The 20,709-nt window shown below is 44.6% G+C and carries 12 protein-coding genes and 1 pseudogene; 10 read left to right on the top strand and 3 right to left on the bottom strand.

Annotation, left to right across the window (positions count from 1 at the left end; genetic code table 11):
• Positions 1-46 precede the first annotated feature (46 nt).
• On the top strand, positions 47-1,795 hold the full coding sequence (locus ACHEVO_RS03945; protein WP_394124000.1) for a hypothetical protein: 1,749 nt from the start codon (positions 47-49) through the stop codon (positions 1,793-1,795).
• Positions 1,779-2,504: a DUF3726 domain-containing protein gene (locus tag ACHEVO_RS03940; protein ID WP_394123999.1), complete on the top strand. Its 726-nt coding sequence runs from the start codon at positions 1,779-1,781 to the stop codon at positions 2,502-2,504. Before ACHEVO_RS03945 ends, ACHEVO_RS03940 begins: the two co-directional genes overlap by 17 nt.
• Positions 2,505-2,572: 68 nt before the next feature.
• On the opposite strand, the gene ACHEVO_RS03935 is transcribed toward ACHEVO_RS03940, so the two are convergent.
• Positions 2,573-3,499 (bottom strand): LysR family transcriptional regulator, encoded by a 927-nt coding sequence (locus ACHEVO_RS03935; protein WP_394123998.1) that lies wholly within the window; start codon positions 3,497-3,499, stop codon positions 2,573-2,575.
• Between the two features lie 161 nt (positions 3,500-3,660).
• Between ACHEVO_RS03935 and ACHEVO_RS03930 the strand changes: the two genes are divergently transcribed.
• The 3 genes and pseudogenes from ACHEVO_RS03930 to ACHEVO_RS03920 all read left to right on the top strand — a co-directional run bounded on the left by ACHEVO_RS03930 (position 3,661) and on the right by ACHEVO_RS03920 (position 6,806).
• On the top strand, positions 3,661-4,107 hold the full coding sequence (locus tag ACHEVO_RS03930) for a DoxX family protein (RefSeq protein ID WP_114699946.1): 447 nt from the start codon (positions 3,661-3,663) through the stop codon (positions 4,105-4,107).
• Between the two features lie 89 nt (positions 4,108-4,196).
• Entirely contained in the window at positions 4,197-5,024 is an 828-nt protein-coding gene (locus ACHEVO_RS03925) for a DODA-type extradiol aromatic ring-opening family dioxygenase (RefSeq protein ID WP_394123997.1), read from the top strand.
• A 207-nt stretch (positions 5,025-5,231) separates the two neighbouring features.
• Positions 5,232-6,806, top strand: a pseudogene (locus tag ACHEVO_RS03920) (carboxylesterase/lipase family protein).
• A 319-nt stretch (positions 6,807-7,125) separates the two neighbouring features.
• Here the strand turns inward: ACHEVO_RS03920 and nirD are convergent.
• Positions 7,126-7,476 (bottom strand): nitrite reductase small subunit NirD, encoded by a 351-nt coding sequence (gene nirD / locus ACHEVO_RS03915; RefSeq protein WP_296210530.1) that lies wholly within the window; start codon positions 7,474-7,476, stop codon positions 7,126-7,128.
• Between the two features lie 179 nt (positions 7,477-7,655).
• Positions 7,656-10,256, bottom strand: a complete 2,601-nt coding sequence (nirB, locus tag ACHEVO_RS03910; RefSeq protein ID WP_394123996.1) for a nitrite reductase large subunit NirB — start codon at positions 10,254-10,256, stop codon at positions 7,656-7,658.
• A 526-nt stretch (positions 10,257-10,782) separates the two neighbouring features.
• Between nirB and ACHEVO_RS03905 the strand changes: the two genes are divergently transcribed.
• The 5 genes from ACHEVO_RS03905 to cobA all read left to right on the top strand — a co-directional run bounded on the left by ACHEVO_RS03905 (position 10,783) and on the right by cobA (position 20,651).
• The gene (locus ACHEVO_RS03905) at positions 10,783-12,405 is read left to right on the top strand and encodes a NarK family nitrate/nitrite MFS transporter (protein ID WP_394123995.1); all 1,623 of its coding nucleotides are present in this window, start codon (positions 10,783-10,785) and stop codon (positions 12,403-12,405) included.
• Between the two features lie 16 nt (positions 12,406-12,421).
• On the top strand, positions 12,422-14,563 hold the full coding sequence (locus ACHEVO_RS03900) for a protein kinase domain-containing protein (RefSeq protein ID WP_394123994.1): 2,142 nt from the start codon (positions 12,422-12,424) through the stop codon (positions 14,561-14,563).
• Positions 14,564-14,615: 52 nt separating this feature from the next.
• The gene (locus ACHEVO_RS03895) at positions 14,616-16,094 is read left to right on the top strand and encodes an NAD(P)/FAD-dependent oxidoreductase (RefSeq protein WP_394123993.1); all 1,479 of its coding nucleotides are present in this window, start codon (positions 14,616-14,618) and stop codon (positions 16,092-16,094) included.
• Entirely contained in the window at positions 16,091-19,582 is a 3,492-nt protein-coding gene (locus ACHEVO_RS03890) for a molybdopterin-dependent oxidoreductase (protein ID WP_394123992.1), read from the top strand. Before ACHEVO_RS03895 ends, ACHEVO_RS03890 begins: the two co-directional genes overlap by 4 nt.
• A 157-nt stretch (positions 19,583-19,739) precedes the next feature.
• A complete protein-coding gene (cobA, locus tag ACHEVO_RS03885; RefSeq protein WP_394123991.1) occupies positions 19,740-20,651 on the top strand; it encodes a uroporphyrinogen-III C-methyltransferase in 912 nt (303 codons plus the stop codon).
• The last annotated feature ends 58 nt before the right edge of the window (positions 20,652-20,709 follow it).

Below are 20,709 nucleotides of genomic sequence, written 5' to 3'. Positions count from 1 at the left end.
GTTAACGAAGCTGCTGGCTCGATATATTAGGTAAGGTAGTGAAATTATGAATATGGTTTATACAAATAATGTGAATAATAAAAGTATCGATGTCAAACCGCCTTCACTGGGTACAGGTTTGCGTACTCGTGATGTGATTATGGATGCCCAAAGATTGGGTGCGATGCATCAAACCCGTATTAGCTTTGTGCGTACATTACTACGCAAGATTGATAAAGAAAAATGGACGCTCAGTACTCATTTGTGGGATTTAGATGAGCACGGTTATGGCAAAGTTATCTATCGTCTACATACGCCAGAGCATCTATATCATCTGGTGGTGTTCTGCAACGAGCTGGCTGATGAAGAGCGTAACGATAGAGTCATTGCCCAAAAATGGGATGTGACATTTGGTCTGGTGTTTGGCGAGATAAGCGGAGAGTTACTGGATAATTTACAAGCCAATGTGCCGTTGCAAGAAGCAGGTCGCAATTCTAACATGTTGATGGTGCTGGCACGCGCAAATAAGAGCGTACGAGTCTTTGATCATATTGTGAGCTCACTCGCTGCCGGTCAGCAACCAGATTTAGAGGTGTTAGCGCAAGTCGGTTATATTTTGCGTACCACGGCGGTCTATGGCAACGGTAAGTTTGGTATTTATGATTTTAAGCCGTTGGAGCATAGTGAAGACTTTGACCAATCGTTTCGCGCGCAGATGTGTGCTGTGTATCTACTACGTGAGTTTAGCCTAGACTGGGTCGATTATTTGGCACAGAAAAAGGGCGGTAGTAAAGCGGTTGCGCTGCATCCAGAGATTAAACGTTATTTGGGGATTGGTAATGCCACTGGTTTGGGTATGGCGCCGTATTTGATTAATCATCCTTGTGTGGTTGATCAATGGTTGACCACCCGTGAGGAAGCACTGCAAGCGACATTGACTTGTCAGATTGAACCCAAAGAAACGGCGCATTTTGCCAGTTTAATCAAACGTGCTATTCAGCATTTTGGCGAGATTGTTACCATCAATGAGCAGCAAATAGAACTCAATGAAACGGTCGTCACAGAATTAATGGTACTACGAAACAATTTGATGACTACTATCAATCACTATGTGACATGGGCGGAGTTCTTGCAAGCGCACCATGATTTGAGTCTTGAGAGCCAAGAGGTCATCATTTCTTGCTTGATGGAGCTATATCCTGAGCGTGTTGATGCGTTTCAAGAGAAAATAAATGCCGATGAAACCTTGTCGCTACCGAAGGGCAAGGTGATTCAAGATTTGATTGATGTACTGGAGCACCACTATCAATGGGCGATTAATATTGATTTTAGCCAGCCTGAGAATAGTCATTGGTTTTGGTATCGTTCGGTGGATAAAGAAGAGCCACGCCTAGGTGTGCGCGGGCAAGAGATAGGCGCAGATCGTGAGCTTGCATTAGATATCGCAAGGCAAGCAAACAAGCTGTACTTCGCGCTCAAACAAGTCAATGCTCAACAACTGATATCTGAGTTTATTCTAAACCAACCAAAGTATCGCTCAATCGCGCGTCGTGTTTGGACAATGGGGCATAAACAGCTGGGTGATATTCAGATGAATGTCTTACACAAAGACGCGTTACCTATGCATCTGTTACGGTGTAAATTGTCGATGTTTGGTGCGACCAAATTTGATCCGAGGTCAGATCGCTGGGTGCGAATCACCTTGTTTCAAGGCGCACCTTTATTTGCAGAAGTGCATAGTGATGAATGGCTGTTTCCTTTATTACCAGATTTGTCGACAGAGCAGGGAGGTTTGACTCATGATCGTATCGCATAATGAAATCGTAGCAATGGTGTATAAAGCCTTTACTGGGATGCATCGAGAAGTTGGGGAGGCTGATGTAATCGCTACGATGGTTGCTGAATTGCAGATGGCAGGTTTGGATGGCGTCAGACACTTTAACAATGCTAGCCCATATATTCTAATCGAGAGCGATACGCCAATTGATATCGTCCATCAAGATGCTAAGGCGATGCGTTTAGATTTGCACGGTAGTAGCTTGGCGTGTCACTTACCGACGATCATCGATTACGCGCTTGAAAAAATGGGTGATTCAGCACATTTTTATATTTACTTGCAGAATTGTCATAACCGCTGGCTGGCCTATAGTGAGCTGGTAGGGCTGGCGGCCAAAGGCTATGCTTGTTTGGCCAAATGGGATAATGGCTCTGTGCCCAAGCACACGTTATTTACATTGAATCAAGGGTTTGTCTATCCTGACCTTTACTTTTTTGACAAGGCACAGTCAAATTATAATACCAATGATATGGTTATTGAGATTGCGACTCAAAACTTCGATATCGAACATGATATCCAGCATTTCGATCGTAAAATATCGACAGACGAGCTGTTTGAAACTCATCAGCGCGCATGGAAAGAGGGCATCTATGTCGATGACAAACAATGGGCGATACTCAAAAAAACGGCAGCGGCTATATTGGTTGAAAATAGTGAAGCATCCAGTCGCGGCGCGGGCGGAGTATAAAACCAAACCTGTTAATTACGTTAATTACGTCAGTTATGCTACGAAACAGATTTCTATATGATGAGTAATTAGTCGTTTGGTGCGTGCGCTATATTCTCATCCCAATACGGCGGGATGCCATAGTAGTCGGTCATAAAATCGATAAAGCATCTGACTTTGTGAGGTAGTAGTTTTCTATGGGCATAGACCGCATACAAGCCTAAAGGGCTAGGTTCATATTCTGGCAACACTACAACCAACTTGCCAGTACTTAATGCTTCGCTAGCAATAAAAGTCGGCTGTAATATCAATCCTCCGCCTGCAATAGCTGCTTCAACGAGTACGTCGCCATTATTACTATGGAAAACGCTACGTTCTTTGAATTGTTTGGTCTTTAGGTATTTGTAGATTTGACCCTTAGTTTCGACATTCATATAGCTATAATGCAAATAGCGATGCGATTCTAAATCCTCAAGTTGCTTAGGTGTGCCATGAGCTTTGAGGTACTCGGGCGAGGCGCATAATACCACGCGAATCGGAGCAATCTGCTTAGCGATAAGCGACGAGCTTTGGAGCTGTCCAATACGCAGGGCAATATCAAAGCCTTCTTCAACGATATCTACTTTTCGATCACTCAACTGCAGATCAACGGTAACTGACGGATAGCGATCCTGAAAATCAGTGATGAGTTTTGCCATATGCTTTAAGGCAAAGGAGACGGGCGCACTGATTCGCAAGACGCCTTTGGGATGCTGCTGTAAGCCGCCTAACTGCGATGCCATCTCATCAATACTCAATAAAACCTGCTGCGCGTGTGTAAAGTATTGACTGCCAGCTTCTGTTAGGCTGACTTTGCGCGTAGTGCGGTTGAGCAGGCGAGTATGCAGTTCCTCCTCTAGCTTTGCCACATACTTGCTTACTAGCTGCGGCGAGAGCTGCATCGTAATAGCCGCTTTACTAAAGCTACCTTCTGTCACTACCGCCACAAAAGCGCGCATGGCATCGATTCTATCCATATTTATTCCTATATTTCTCTCAATATCAAATCAATTATAAACAGTATGTTGATAATTATTCAATATAACTGAGCTTACTCTTTTATAGCGTTGATAGTAAAGTGTGCTTATATCATTTTCGACACTATTTATTCTAATCATACCTTATGGAGTAAGCATCAATGAAATCATCACTATTAAATACTATTTTGACATCAAAAGCTGGAGTGGCGGCTTTAGTGCTTCGTGTACCCGTTGGCTTAATTTTAGCAGCCCATGGCGCCCAGAAGCTATTTGGTTGGTTCGGTGGTAATGGGCTAGCAGGTACGGCTCAATGGTTAAGCAGTATGGGTATGGAGCCTGGCTACTTAATGGCAATACTAGCAGGCGGTGCTGAATTCTTCGGTGGTCTGGCTCTGGTATTAGGTTTGCTAACCAGACCAGCTGCTTTAGCCGCAGCCTTTACCATGTTGGTTGCTATTTTTTCTGTCCATATTAGCAATGGGCTGTTTGCTGATAATGGCGGTTATGAATACGCGCTAACATTGATGGTAGCTACGCTTGCTTTAGCTATTCAAGGTGGCGGCTCCCTCAGTATGGATAAAGTATTATCAGAAAAATTAGGCTAGGTTTTATAATTGTAAATGGGATTATTCAATTATTAGTGAATAAAGCCATTTGAAAATAGCCATTTAAGACAAGCAACAAGGGGAAAGCCATGACAACACTTTTATCTAATGAGCCAGTCAGCCAGCCTGTACTGTTTATACCGCATGGTGCAGGACCTTGTTTTTTTATGGATTGGCAACCAGCAGATACGTGGTATGAGATGGCAACATTTTTAAAGAGCATTTCTGCTCGTTTGCCTGAGCGACCAAAGGCTATCTTAATCATTAGTGCGCATTGGCAAACGGCTGAATTTAGTATTACCGCTGGCAAGCAACCTGATCTCATTTATGATTATTATGGCTTTCCTGAGCATACTTATAGTTTGGCTTATCCAGCCTTAGGCGCGCCAGCATTGGCGGAGCAAGTCAGTAGGCTACTGACAGAGGCAGGGGTAGGTAATAAACAAGATGCGGAGCGCGGTTTTGATCATGGGGTATTTATACCGCTTAAGCTAATGTTCCCTGAGGCGGATATTCCAGTGGTCCAACTATCTTTGCGTCATGATTTAGATCCACAAGTGCATTTAGCTGCTGGTCAAGCGCTGGCATCACTGCGTACAGAGGGTGTGCTAATCGTCGGTAGCGGCATGAGCTTTCATAATATGCGCGGTTATGGCGATATCAGTTTTACTGAACCATCAGAGCGTTTTGATGAATGGCTAACGAATACTGTGGAATCAGCAGATTCGGATGAACGACTCACGGCCTTGGCCAATTGGAAAAATGCTCCTCACGCGCTTGACTCACATCCGTTAGGCGCAGAAGAGCATTTGTTACCGCTTATGATAGCGGTGGGTGCAGCAGGATGTGACAAAGGCCAAAAGATTTACTCCCAGCAAGTGCTAAAAACACAGTTGTCAGCTTTTCAGTTTGGCTAGATATTACTTTTTAATTTCATCTCAAATCGTTAGTCTTCATTTCCTAGACGTATATGAGCTCACCATCACGTTATCAAACCCTTACGTTTATCTTATAAAAATTTTGATCAGAGCACGGTATTATTCTAAGGAACAGTAAGCTTCAGGTTGGGTATCCACTATTACCACTCTCATAAGAAAGACAAGTAAACAAAAAAAGGAATCATAATGATGGCTTTGAACCATATGGTAAAAAGGCTTTGCAAAGCGACAGTCATAATTTTAAGCGTTAATATGGCATCTTCATTTGCAGCGAATAACGATATAGAAGGACAACAGATGACGGTTTCTGTTCATCAAGGCGACGTTCAAGGTAAAGTGAATGCCGACGTGACGTCATTTTATGGTATTCCTTATGCTCATGATCCTTTTACAAAAGCGCGTAGGTTTAAAGCTCCTCAGGCTTATGAAAAGTGGGAGGGAGTCTTGGACGCCACAAAAAAAACAGCGCCAGTTCCACAGCCAGGAAGAGAGCAGACAGTTGAGCTTGTCGGTGCTGCAGGAGACCTTACCTTAAATATATGAGCACCAACGGCTGCTCTAAAATCAAATAAGCAGCTACCTGTGATGGTGTGGATACCTGGCGGCGCTTTTATTCGGGCAGATGCAGGAGAAGAGGCGTACAACGGTACTAGCTTTGCAAGAAACGACGCGATTGTCGTCACTGTGAATTATCGAGTTGGTGTTGATGGGTTTATGCATTTAGATGGTGCGCCAGATAATAGAGGTATTCTCGATCAAATTGCGGCATTACAATGGGTACAGAAAAACATTGCCAATTTTGGCGGTAATCCAGAGAACGTTACTTTGTTCGGTCAATCAGCAGGTGCTGAAAGCGTCGCCATACTGTTGGGTACAGATAAGGCAAAAGGTCTCTTTCAACAAGCAATCATGCAAAGTCCACCAATGCAATTTATGACCATGGAGCAAGCAGATCGAGTTAGCCAAACTTTTGCTAAAGAGCTGGGTGTATCAGCAACAATAAGCGATATCTCTCAAATTCCTCTTGAAACGTTAGTCACTGAAGTTATTGATATCGGCAACACTATAAAGAATCGAGACCAGTGGGGTATGATGTCTTGGGGTGGAACAGCGTTTTTGCCTGTTGCTGATGGAGATGTCATCAAAGAGTCACCTATGAGAGATTTGGCGAACAATACAGATCCAGCCATTCCCGTTATCGTGGGTAGTACGGATGAAGAAGCTAGACTGTATTATGTTCCAGGCGGTGCTATCGACCAAATTCCTGCAACACAAAGATCGCAGTTGTTGAGTGATTTATCTTTGAGTGGGGCATCGCGTGATGTTTACGCGCCAATTAAGAATAAAAAATCTATTGGCGATAGCTTTGCTGACATTCAGTCTGATTATACCTTTCGGATGCCTGCAGTCCATATTGCTGAGCACTTGGTTAATAATGGCAATAAAGTCTGGCATTATAACTTTTCGTGGTTTTCACCAGCCTTTGATGGAAAGTTAGGCGCCGCGCATTTTGTGGATGTGCCTTTTACCTTTAACGCTCTTGATAGTGAACAAGCCAAAAGCTTTATTGGCGATCAACCATCGCAAAAGCTTGCCGATACCATGCATCGAAACTGGATCGAGTTTGCTCGTTCTGGACAAGCACCATGGGATAACTATCGACTAGCAGATCGGGCAACGATGGTATTTGATACTGATTCTAAAATTGTTAACGACCCTGAGCGAGACGTTAGAGTATTATGGAAAAATTATTCGTTCTAAAACGATAATTTCAAGTATATGGCCTGAAGCGCAACTCACATGTATAAAGATCTATACGCGGCATGAGCTATCATAACAGCCGCTTATGATAGCCATGTATGCATGAGGATTGACATAAGACATAAAGTCTACTTCTAATAAAACTAAAAACACAGTTGGCCGCTTTTTAGTTTTGTTAGATATGTTGAAACGTTTAATGCATGGTATTTCAGCGTAATTGTCAAAAATAAAAAACCCTTTGAATCTGAGATTCAAAGGGTTTTTTATTTTTGAGATAGCAATTATGAATAACATATCAAATTAGAGATAACGTCGCTTATTATTCGTAGTTTGCCACCACATTATTTCCATCAAGTTTGAATTTATAAGTATTTAGCACAATACTGTCGTCATCTAGACATTGACCAGTAGCTAGGTTAAAGCGTTGCTTATAGATGGGCGAGGCCACATAAAGCACTTCTTTTGCTGTTCCTGTATCATCTGTAATCGTGGTGCCACCAATCAACCCTCGAGACAATACATTGGCTTGACTGAATGGATCGTAGTTATCAAGAGCAAATAAATCGTTCTGTTTGGTACGAAAGATAGCAATTTGTTTGCCATCTATCAAGGCGCAGACACCGGTTTCAGGAATGATATCGTCAAGTGTACAAATAGTCTGTTGGTTCATGAGGCGGTATCCTTAGTGATGATAATATTGCTCTGTATGAATGATAAATCGTGAGTGATAAGCTGCAATTTGCAAAACATGATTTGAGAAAAATGAGTCGTAAATCTTGAGTCTAAAAACATGAGTGGAAAAAACAGCGCCTTGATTTTTGTGATAATTAACAAGGCACTCATCATTGGCTAGGCCAACTCAACCAGATTGATGGTTGCTTTTTCCGCATCAGTCGCTGGGCGAATCTGCTCACGATCAGTCACGAAAACGACATTATCATCGCCTTTCTCACTGTTTACAAAATGACGGAAACGTTTGAGTTTTTCGGTGTCATTAATCGTCGCTGCCCACTCACACACGTAATTGTCGACCAACAATTGCATTTGCGCTTCGAGCTCATCTGCTATGCCCAAACTGTCTTCAATGATGACAGCCTTCAGATAGTCCAGCCCGCCATCTAAGCTTTCACGCCACTTTGAGGTACGCTGTAGCTTGTCCGCTGTTTTAATATAAAACATAATGATGCGGTCGATGTATTTGACCATGGTTTCGGTATCGAGATCGGTGGCGAACAGCTCGCCATGACGCGGGGTGATACCACCATTACCGCAGACAAATAAATTCCAGCCGTTTTCAGTCGCAATCATGCCAAAGTCTTTACTTTGCGCTTCCGCACATTCGCGCATACAGCCCGACACACCCATCTTGATTTTGTGCGGTGAGCGCACGCCTTTATAACGATTCTCTAATCTTAAGGCGAGGCCAATGCTGTCATCGACTCCGTAACGGCACCAGTTATTACCGATACAAGATTTCACGGTACGTAAAGATTTACCATAGGCATGGCCAGTCTCAAAGCCTGCTTGTACCAGTTGCGTCCAAATATCAGGCAATTGCTCCATGCGTGCGCCAAACAGATCGACCCGCATCCCACCAGTGATTTTGGTGTACAAATTAAACTGTTTCGCTACTTGACCCAGTACGATGAGCTTGTCTGCAGTAATTTCACCGCCCGGCACACGCGGCACAACGGAATAAGTGCCGTCTTTTTGGATGTTACCTAAGTAGTAATCGTTACTGTCCTGTAGTGGTGTCAGTTCGGTTTTGAGTACGTAATCATTCCAGCACGATGCCAAAATAGAGGCGACCGTTGGTTTACATATCTCACAACCATGACCGCTACCATGTTCAGTCAGTAATTCATCAAAGGTTTTGATACCGTGCACGCGAATCAGGCTATATAAATCCTGACGAGAGTACGCAAAGTGCTCACACAAGTCATTGTTTACTTCAAAGCCCATGGCGGTGAGTTGATAGCTGACCGTATCTTTGACCATAGGTGCGCAGCCACCACAGCCACTACCGGCACTGGTCACGGTTTTTACATCGCTGACGGAGTATGCGCCGTTTTCGACGGCCGAGCAGATAGCGCCTTTGGTCACGTTATAACAAGAACAAATCGTGGCAGTATCTGGCAGATTGTCGATGCCCATCACGGGTTTTTCGACATTGGGTAATATCAGGCTTTCTGGGTGGGCGGGTAGGTTAATGTCATTTAAATACAATTGTAATAGGTTGTTATAGTCTTCGGTGTCGCCTACCAATACAGCACCAAGCAATCGTTTGTTATCCGGTGTGGTGACCAGTTTTTTATAAATTCCCTCAGCAGGGTTCTGATACAGGTAGCTTAAGCTGCCTTCGCTTGTGCCATGTGCGTCGCCAATACTACCCACATCCACACCCATCAGTTTTAACTTGGTGCTCATGTCAGCACCCGTAAATATCTGCTTGCTATCACCAGCGATTTGCGCGGCACAGATACTGGCCATGTTGTAACCGGGAGCCACCAGACCAAATACTTTATTGTCCCATACTGCGCATTCGCCTACGGCATAAACATGATCTACATTGGTGCGACACTGCTCATTGATCAAGATGCCACCACGCCCGCCCATTTCGATACCGCATTCGGGGTTGTTTTTAATGAGACCGTCTTGCGGTCTAATACCAGCGCTAAACACAATCATATCGGTCGTTAGAGAGGTGCCATCTGTAAACTGCATGGTTAAATGTTGACCATCACTGCTGGTGTCATCAGAGTTGCGTGCAGTATTAGACAGAATCTCTTTGGTATTTTTGCCTGTCAGTACTTTGACACCCAGTGCTTCTATTTTACGCTTTAAGATCTCACCACCAGCGGCATCAAGCTGAACGCCCATCAATTGCGGTGCGAACTCGACTACATAGGTATCCAGCCCTAGCGTCACGAGCGCTTTTGCGGCCTCAAGCCCCAGTAGACCGCCACCAACCACCACGCCTTTTTTGACAGTGGGCAGATCGGCAATGGCTAAAATCTCATCTAAATCTGCAATGGTACGGTATACGTGGCAATGCGGATGCTCGCGGCCTGGGATGGGCGGTACAAAAGGATATGAGCCAGTCGCTAGCACCAACTCAGAGTACTCAATAATATCGCCTGCCTCAGTAGTAATACGCTGACTGGCCGAATCGATATCTACAATGCATTGATTCAAATGCAAATTAACTTTTGATAATTCGTAAGCCGTTAAATCTACTAGGTTCAGCTTACTGGCATCTTTATGTTCAAAGTAGCTCGACAAATAAACACGGTCATAAGCAGGGCGGTCTTCTTCAGCAAATACATGAATATCAAATTGCTGGTGCAGTCCTTGCTCAATTGCTCGTTCAATAAAGTGATGACCGACCATACCGTTGCCAATCACCACCAAATTGCCTTTGTTTTCTGTGTTTAATGCAGTGCTAATCATGCGTCTGTCCTTAGTAATGGGGCTGGTTGAAGGCGGTCATCGTTTATTTTTTATCACGCTATAAACGGCTCCGTTTCTCAACAACAGCTGATAAACAGCATTTAATACCTACCATTACAGAGTATTCAATAATCATGCCAGAGCACTTCGATTAGCTGGGTTTTTGCGTGTTGCCATTAGACATAAAGGTATGCTGTGTCGGGACCAGTCACTTATGTACAAAGGTTTTTACGTCAGCTTGATCAGCGCTATGACTTACCAAAAATCAGGATAGATACCGTTGTCACCGACTGAGATATCAGAAGTTGATGCACCAAAATAGTTACTGTTGTGCCCCAAATTGGATGTTATTGCTGTCTATAAGGGAGGCTGATGGAGTGTTTTAAATCTGCTGTGTTAATGCTTTATTAGCATAAGTGTCAGGTGTAGTGATGGTTATAGACCCGCCAGTAAAGGCGTCTAGAGACTCAATAAGCGTTGGTCTTTATACAGATTTGGCAGCGTACAAAAATAACTGGCATAACCATTGCACCGCCTGAAACATTGCTACTTATCATATTTGAACACTGCATTTTTTGAACACTTAGTACCTTTAGTACGTTGTCAGAACCCTGAAGTTAATCATTTGAGGAAGTTGCCTATGTCATCATCAGCCCCCGTTGCACCTAGTAAAGACAAGCTTAATGTTTTGTCATTTACGGGTAAAAATAAAATCCTTCATTTAGGTTGGATGGCATTTTTCCTTACCTTTTTTGTATGGTTCAACCATGCACCATTTTTATCAGCGATTGGAGAAACACTCAATCTGAGTAAAGACCAAATCAAAACGTTACTCATTTTAAACGTAGCATTGACCATTCCTGCCCGTGTGATTATCGGGATGCTGACAGACCGTTTTGGCCCTCGCATTGTATATACCGCCATTTTAGCCATTGGTGCTATTCCTTGTTTTACCTTTGCGTTCGCGCAGGATTACAACACCTTGGCGCTGTCTCGGTTTTTGCTGGGTTTTGTTGGTGCAGGTTTTGTGGTGGGTATTCGTTTGATGAGTGATTGGTTTCCAACCAATGAATTGGGGACGGCTGAAGGTATTTATGGCGGTTGGGGTAATTTTGGCTCGGCAGCAGCGGCACTGTTATTACCAACTATAGCGATTGGTGCAGCAGCAGTGTTCGGTGGTGATGAAGGGTGGCGTTATGCAACAGCCACATCAGGGGTCGTGATGGCGCTTTATAGCATTATTTTTTATAAGATGGCGCGTAATACACCCAAAGGGGCTACTTATTTTAAACCCAAAAAATCAGGTGCCATGATGGTGACGTCATCAGGTGATTTTTGGTTAATGATGGTTTTTAAACTGCCTATGTATTTGGCATTGGCATTATTGGCATGGAAACTATCACCTGATGGTGTGAGCTTATTGAGCCAGTCTAGTGTCACCATGGTCTATATTGGCCTTGCGATACTGTATGTTTACGAGTTCATCAGCAGCTACCGCTTTAATAAAGAGGTTTTCACCACGCCTGTACCAGTGGCGCATCGTTATGATTTTAAGCAAGTAGGTATCTTAAATATTTTATATTTTGCCACTTTCGGATCAGAGCTTGCCGTCGTGTCGATGCTACCTCTATTTTACCAAGAAACTTTTAGTTTATCGATTGTGATGGCAGGGGTATTGGCATCTAGCTATGCCTTTATGAATCTCATGTCACGTCCAGGCGGCGGTTGGCTCAGTGATAAGTTTGGTCGCAAAATAACTTTGTTGATTTTGACAGCTGGTTTGGCCATCGGGTATCTATTAATGGGCTTCCTTGACTCAACATGGCCACTGGCATTGGCATTGTTAATTACGATGTTTTGCTCGTTCTTTGTACAGGCAGGTGAGGGTGCTGTTTTTGCGGTGATTCCTCTGATCAAACGCAGTATGACAGGGCAGTTTGCAGGGATGACAGGTGCGTATGGTAATGTTGGGTCAGTGGTGTATTTAACGGTGCTGAGCCTGGTGTCTTATCAAGTGTTTTTCTTTGTAATTGCCGCGACAGCAGTGGTTGGATTCTTTGCATTGTTTCTCTTAAAAGAGCCAGAAGGCATTATTATTGAAGAGATGCCAGATGGCACATTTGCCGAAATACAAGTGAGTCATAGATAGTATGGGGTGATGACAGATGACGATAACACATGCAGCAAACGCCAATAGAAACAATAGTCAAAATGCGGATGAGATGGCTGCTCATTTCAATAAAGGTAATCCGTCATCTTTGATAGAGTCAAGTCAGTTTGTTGCTATTGATGAGACTAATGAAAGTAAGAGTATTGATGATGGCAGCACTGCATTATGGTGGCTTGATTTTTTTACTATGGCAGGTCGCAAGACTGAAAACCAAGACAGCTTACTTATCACCACCTGCTTGCCCTATCAATGTTCAGGTGCAGAATCATCTAATGCTAATCGCTCAATATCTCAAGCAAGATCTCACCCGTCCTCATCAGCCCCATTATTGGTGCTGATGGCAGATGGGGTCAGCGCTTGTCAGTTTCCAAAACAGGCAAGTCGACTGGTAGTGAATACCATTGCCCACAAAATCACATTAGGGTTGACTGCACTGACACAATCGCAAGATGAGACGTCATCCATCAGTTTTGATGATGATCAAGTCGCCACTATCATCAAAACAGCAGTCAACAAAGCCAACGATATTCTATATTTTCCTCAATCGTATCAACGGGTGCCGCCGTTGTTGTCTACGTTATCAGGCTTGCTCTGTATCGGTGACCGTATTCACCTGTTTCATACAGGCGACTCTCGAATATACCGCGTTGGGGTAGATTGTCTGACAGTATTGAGCAAAGATCATCGCGTGCACCGCGGCCAAGACAAAGGAGCGCTTGCTGCAGCTATCGGCGCAGATAGCCAGTTAGAGCTACAACAATCGGTATTTACCCTTCATCAAAACGAGTGTTTGGCCATTATGACGGATGGGGTTTATGAGCATATAGAGCCCACAGAGTTGCAATTTGAGCTGTGCAGCAGTGCGACTGATATACTTCAGTTGATGACCACCACACACGAATTACCGCTAGGACTTAACACCAGTCAAGCTGTATGCGAGCAGGCCTTTAGTGCAGGCAGTCATGATAATCTAAGCATGATTATGCTGAGTATGAACATACGCTCAGCCCGTTTTACCTCTATCAATGGCTCTAAAGGTATTGGTCATTTAAATGGCATTGACTTTGATAATCTGGATACGGTCATACATGATGTGAATCGCTACCAGCTGCCAACCGATTTACAGATAGGCGATCATATTGACGGCTTTACTGTAATTGGTATCATTGCCCGCACAGCTCGCAGTCACGTGTACTGGGTACAAGATGAATACAACCATGACTTTGTTTTAAAATCACCCAGTTTAGACTCTGTTGCCGATGGCCACTATCTGCGTGATTTCTTAAAAGAACGTAAAATTGGTTTGAGCCTATCAAAACATCGCCGAGCGGGCGAGTCGGCTTACAATCAAGCTGACCCTAATCGATTACCTGTCAATCCTGCATCCAACAATATTGGTCATAACGTGGGTGCTGGGCTCAGTGAGTCGGGGCTGCTGCGTTACTATCCATTACCAGCAAGTACCACATACTTATATCATTTGACTGAATATATCGCCGGTGAGAGTTTACGGGACTTTATGGATCGTCATGCGCCTTGTGATGTGTGGCAAACCTTTGATTTACTCACCAAAATTGGCATGGCGGTTCGGGTCATGCATCGCAACTATCTGCTGCATCAAGACATCAAACCCGAAAACATTCTTTTAACTAAATCAGGCGCGGTCAAACTGATTGATTTTGGTTCCGCCAGTTCCTCTATCTTAAAAGACAGCACCCGACCACCAAATGGTGATTTGCACTATGCTGCACCAGAATATTACACCGATGCACCAAAAGGCGTGCATTCTGACTTGTTCTCGATTGCAGTGATTGGCTATGAATTGCTGACGGGACAATTGCCATTTAATACCCAGACACTAATGATGCCAAACCAAACACTAATGATGCCCGCGCAGCCGCTACGGCAGCAGAATGTGCCTGACGCCAGCCAACAGGCACTCATGCGTGCGCTGCATGTCAATACTAACGCGCGCTATCAAGCCATTGGCGAGTTTTTACAGGATTTTAACCCCGATAATAAGGCACACAGCCGTGACCCAGAACCCCTCATTAAGCGTAACCCTCTGCTGGTATGGCATGGCATTTGCTTCATAGAGTTTGTCATCATTTTATTGTTGTTGGCGTATTTTTCATGACACGCTGTTTTGCATTCAATGCTGCTCCGCGCGGCTAAGGGACTTTCTGTTTATGTCGTTATCTATATTGCAAGCCGCCACTACGGTAGGTACTCATACCAACAATCACGCCTTAGCATCAGGTCATCAAAAAAACGCTGGCATCGTTATCATCGGGGCGGGCATGGCAGGCAGTCGTTTTGCCATTGAGCTTGCTCGCACGCAATCAAATGATGATAAATCCCGTTTGCCAATTACGTTAATCAGTAAAGAGCCGCACGTGGGCTACAACCGAATTATGCTGTCACCCGTATTGGCTGGCGACACAGCGTTTGAAGATACTTATTTATATGACAACTCAGAGTATGAGCAGCTAGGTATCACCGTGCTGGCTGGGGTTGCAGTAGAGACAATAGATACCAAGTGCCAGTGTATTGAATTGGATGATGGGCAAACATTCAACTACGCCAAGTTAGTAATGGCCACAGGGTCAACTGCCCGAGTCATTCCGTTCCCCAACCACACGGCTAAAGGCGTGCATGTATTTCGAGACCTTGCTGATGTGACCGTTCTCATGGACTATGCCCGTCGAGGAAAAACAGGTTTGGTGATTGGTGGTGGCGTACTGGGATTGGAGGCTGCCTGCGCGTTAGCGGCACAGGGCGCGAGCATGACGGTCATTCATATGGATGGTTATGTACTCAATCGTCAATTAGACCTGCCAGCTGCCGAGCTTTTGCAAACTGAGCTCGGTCGCCGCGGGGTTGGTCTCGCGGTTTCTGCACATACTGAGGCTATCGAAATGAATGATGTAGGAGAAGTGTGCGGATTGTCTTTAAAAGACGGGCGCACGCTAGCGGCCGATTTTATCGTGATGGCAGTGGGTGTGATACCCAATACATCGCTTGCTAAGCAAAGCGGGCTTGAGGTTAATCGCGGTATTGTGGTCGATGATTTTATGCACACCAGTTGTCCCAATGTTTATGCCATTGGTGAGTGTATAGAGCGAGAGGGCGAGCTATTTGGAATGATGGCTCCGGTAAATCAACAAGTGGATACGTTGGTCACGGTTTTAAAAGATGCTTTGATAGAAAACGATATAAATGTGATAGATGGTAGAGCCACCGTACCAACTCACTGGGTTCCTTTTGTCAGTAAGCCGCTGTCATTAAAATTGAAAGTATCTGGCATGTCGGCATTTTCTGCAGGGCAAATCGCTTTTGATGACGAAGCTGCTAATGCTGTTGAAACCCTCGTATATCGTCAGCCTGACTTAAACCATTATCATTGTCTGTACCTCAAAGAAAACAAACTCATTGGTGCTGTGCTTTATGGGGACACCAGCGATGGCAGCTTTTATAGCCAGTTGATTATGGATAACGTTGATATTACGCCTATCAAAGACACACTCATATTTGGCGAGGCATATTGTCATTTGGATGAAATCACGCTTAACAATTCGCCAACTACGGAAGTAGATATAGAATTTAATGAGACAGACAGGAACGTCGATCATCATAAAGCGGCTGAACTGTTAGAGGATGCATTATGAATGACGCTATTGCCAATCAATCTGCTGCAAGCAAAGTGGTATCAGCTAATAAATCGAACGGCCTACCTAATAGCGTGCAAAAAGCAACAGACCGAGTCATTGAGACACATGACATAAGCGCCACCAAAAATATCAAAAAAGCACCGTTGTCATCTGATGGTGATTTGATTGATAGCTCTATCACTACTATCCGCACGACGTGCCCTTATTGCGGAGTGGGATGCGGTGTTTTAGCGAGCGTAAATGAGACAGAGGTGCTGAGCGTCAAAGGAGATCCTGATCATACTGCTAACTTTGGCAAATTGTGCTCCAAAGGAAGTGCATTGGCGCAAACATTGGGCACTGCGCGCCGCTTGACCGAGCCATATTATCAAAATAAGCAAGCAGTCATGCAACAGCATCAGCCTATGCAATTGGGTAATGATTTCAATGCCAAACGTAAATCTGACAAGCCACTTATAGAGCAGACAGACTGGGATACCGTACTAGAGGACGTTGCCAGTCGTTTAAATGACACCATCGCCAAACACGGGCGAGACAGCATTATGTTTTATGTCTCAGGCCAGTTGCTGACTGAAGACTATTACGTGGCTAACAAATTTATAAAAGGATTTATTGGTAATAATAACATCGACTCCAACTCTCGGCTGTGTATGTCATCTGCAGTAGCTGGGCACAAACGTGCGTTTGGTGCAGACCTTGTGCCAGGTAATTACGAGGATTTGGAAGCTTGTGATTTATTGGTACTGGTAGGCTCCAATATGGCATGGTGCCATCCTATTTTGTTTGGTCGATTTTTAGCAGCCAAAAAAGCCAATCCCAATAAAAAACTGATTGTAATAGACCCGCGCCGTACGGACTCTTGTGAATTTGCCGATTTGCATTTACCAATTGCTGGGGGCACGGATACACATTTATATAATGGGTTGCTGCATTACCTAGATCAGCAGGGTTGCCAAGATGATGAATATATTAACCAAAGCTTGGGCGTTGATGATGCGGTGAATGCGGCCAAAGCATGGAGCATTGATGAAGTCGCCAGTGCTTGTCAAGTGTCTGCGGAAAGTATCCGCCAGTTCTATGAATGCGTTGCCGCCACTGATAAAACAGTCACTGCCTTTAGTATGGGGGTCAATCAATCACAAAGCGGAACTGATAAGGTCAATGCCATCATCAATACCCATTTGTTCACGGGGCGTGTGGGCAAAGTAGGGGCCAGTCCGTTTTCACTTACTGGACAGCCTAATGCAATGGGTGGACGAGAAGTCGGCGCCCTTGCTAATTTGTTGGCGGCGCATTTAGAACTAGACAATGCTGATCATCGGCAGCTCGTGGCAGACTTTTGGCAGTCACCTCAATCTATCGCCCCAAACGTGGGTGTCAAAGCCTGCGATGCTGCCGCTGCCATACTGGATGGTCGTATCAAGGCCATTTGGATTATGGCCACCAACCCTGTGGTCAGCTTGCCAGATGCTGATAATTTTCGCCAAGCGCTTGCTGAATGTGATTTGGTGATTGTCTCTGACTGCTCGGTAGACAGTGACACGGTAAGGTGTGCTGACATTGTATTGCCTGCCCAGGGGTGGGGCGAAAAATCTGGAACGGTCACCAATTCTGAACGGCGCATATCTCGGCAGCGGGTATTAATGCCTGCAGCAGGGCTTGCCAAACCAGATTGGTGGATACTGTCTCAAGTTGCCACACGAATGGGATTAACGGGGTTTGATTATCAACATCCTAGCGAGATATTTAATGAACACGTGGCATTGACCGCTTATGGTAATATGCATAGCCACAGAACATCTCAATCTAATAAGAATTACCCTCGTTATCTGAACCTTAGCAAAGACTTGTCTGCTTTAATGACAGATGAGGTACCAGCCGATAAACCTGCTCAACAATATATTAGCCAGCATATTAACCAGAACGGCAATCAAACATATCAGCCAATCGCACTCAGTCAGCAAGCATACGAAGAGATGTTACCGTTTCAATGGGGTGATACGCGTATTTCCATGATTGATAAGATAAAACCTTTAGCAAACGAGGTCATTAATTCCGCTGCCACTATTACCAAGTCACAGTTAATCGCTATTACACCCTCTAATGAAGCGAGCATAGCCAATGTGCATCGACGTCAAAGAAGGAATGCCCCTCAAACGATTGGCGAGAATCGACCACCCTCTAAACACGAGTTTGAGCATGATACTCAACCTGAAAACCAGGTGGTTTATTTACGCCTGATTACTGGCAGGCTGCGTGATCAATGGCATACCATGACTCGCACTGGCCTTGCACCGCAGTTAAATCAACATCAGCCAGTACCGACACTGACCATACATCCTAATGATGCACGGCAGCTAGGTGTTCAAGACAATGACTTTGTACAACTTCATCGTAGGTTTGAAAACCACGGAAAGTATGAAAGTTATGAGAACGATGTGACCAGTGATGGCACAGTCAGTGATACCGCGATGAGTACGGCTAGGGATGGTAACGAGCCCGCAAGTACTGTACTGGCGCAAGTTGCCATTAGCGATACGTTGCGCGTTGGTGATGCGTTTATGCCCATGCATTGGAGCAATGCTTTTGCTAGCTTTGCTCGGGTAGGTCCCCTTATTCCAACAGTTGTCGATCCACATTCAGGGCAGCCAGAGCTCAAAAATTCGGCGATCAGTGTCACGCCCGTTCCTATGCAATCATTTGGCAAGATTTTGGTGCATCCTGAGTGGCAAGACGCCGTTATAGTGCAACTACGTACTATTTTGGCCAATTTTTCTGCCAAAGCGTCAGAGAAAGGATTGTCTGAAAAAAAATGCGAAGCACGTTCAAACAACATTTTACCAGAGGCATTACCTGCAATCACTTGGAGCTTGAGTCATCAAAATAACAGCGTCTTGATCAATCTCGCTAGCCCGATGGTGGAGGCTAGTAGTACCTTAGCGTACCCCGAGTTTTGGCAGCATTTTATAGCGTCTATGCAATCATTATCACAGCCAAACCCTCAAGAGGGTGTCATGCATACGGCGTTTACGGTCGATAATGTACAGAATCAATTGCGTTTTATTGTGACGCAATCTGCGCCTGAGACAGACTCAAATAACGCTGCCATAAATAGTGGGTCATCTGATGATGAGAGGCCCAGTACACAACTGATTATGGCTATTTATGTTGCCCCAACGCAAAAGCAATTACCGAGTGTCCGCTGGCTCGATAGCTGCTTTACGGATACTAGCCAAATACCTGTCAATCAACGATATAAATGGTTGCTCGCGGGGCGGCCTGCCAGTGGTTATGTTGATCCAGGACCTTTGGTATGCTCATGTATGTCAGTTGGAAAAAATATCATTCTCAACGCTATCACACAGCATGGTTGTACTAGTGCGACGGCAGTGGGTAAGCAGTGCCGAGCAGGTACCAATTGTGGATCTTGCGTGGGGCAAATCAACGCATTAATCGCAGAATGCGGCCCGTTGGCGCAAGCTTAGATAGTCGTGTGGCACGTCGCTTGCAACCTTTTATATGCAATTACTGGTTGAGTGTTGTGTTATGAACAATAAGCCATTTTAGAGTAAGGGTGTATTGACAACTTTGCTTGTGGTTGCCCATTTTGCTGTATTCACTCTGTTATCAGGAGTCACCACCGTGACCAATATATCTGCCGCTACCCCAACGCATTTGACCTATCAGCTAATGGATAAACACTGCGCAGAAAACGTGCAAACTTGCACCAAAAGAGGCACTGTGCATCTGATTGGCGCAGGATCTGGTGACCCTGAGCTATTAACATTAAAAGCGTGGCGAGTAATGCAGCGCGCAGAGGTAGTGTTATACGACAGTCTGGTGTCTGAGGATATTTTGGATATGTGCGCGAGCACGGCTGAAAAAATATTCGTTGGTAAGCGCCGCGCTAATCATGCATTGCCACAAGAAAGTATTAACGAGCTACTGGTCAAACACGCGCTGGCAGGAAAAATAGTGGTTCGCTTAAAAGGGGGCGACCCTTTTATTTTTGGACGCGGCGGCGAAGAGCTACAGGAAGTGGTACGTCATGGCATTCATTTTGAGTCTATTCCAGGTATTACTGCCGCAAGTGCCGCTGCTAGCCGTACGGGAATTCCACTAACGCACCGTGACCATGCTCAATCGGTCAAGTTTGTCACTGCTTGCAAAAAAAATGGCGCGCCTAATAACGATTATAGTGAGCTAATGGACAGCAGCCAGACAGTTGTGTTTTACATGGGTTTGCACCGTTTGCATGAGATGACACAAGGGTTGATAGCAGCGGGGCGCGACAGCGAAACTCCTTTTTCTATCATTAGTCATGCCAGTATGCCAACGCAGCAAGTACTTATCGGCACATTAAGTGATATCGCTGATCAGCAAGCTGAAGCAAAACTACCAACCCCTGCACTATTGATTATGGGTGATGTGGTCACTTTATATCATGAGTTTGCAGACTATAATCTTGGCGCCATGGGTAAAGGTGAGTTTATTGATGTTGATAAAGTGATAAGCAGTAATGAGTTAATACCCGATTTGGAGAGTATTGGGTAGGATAACTATGTTTAAAAGACTGTTATTTTAAGAAACTGTTACTAAGGTAATTATGTGA

Source organism: Psychrobacter nivimaris (assembly GCF_043419765.1).
GTDB lineage: Bacteria > Pseudomonadota > Gammaproteobacteria > Pseudomonadales > Moraxellaceae > Psychrobacter.
Note: the sequence above shows the minus strand (reverse complement) of the source record. Positions and strands in the feature narration are given on the sequence as shown.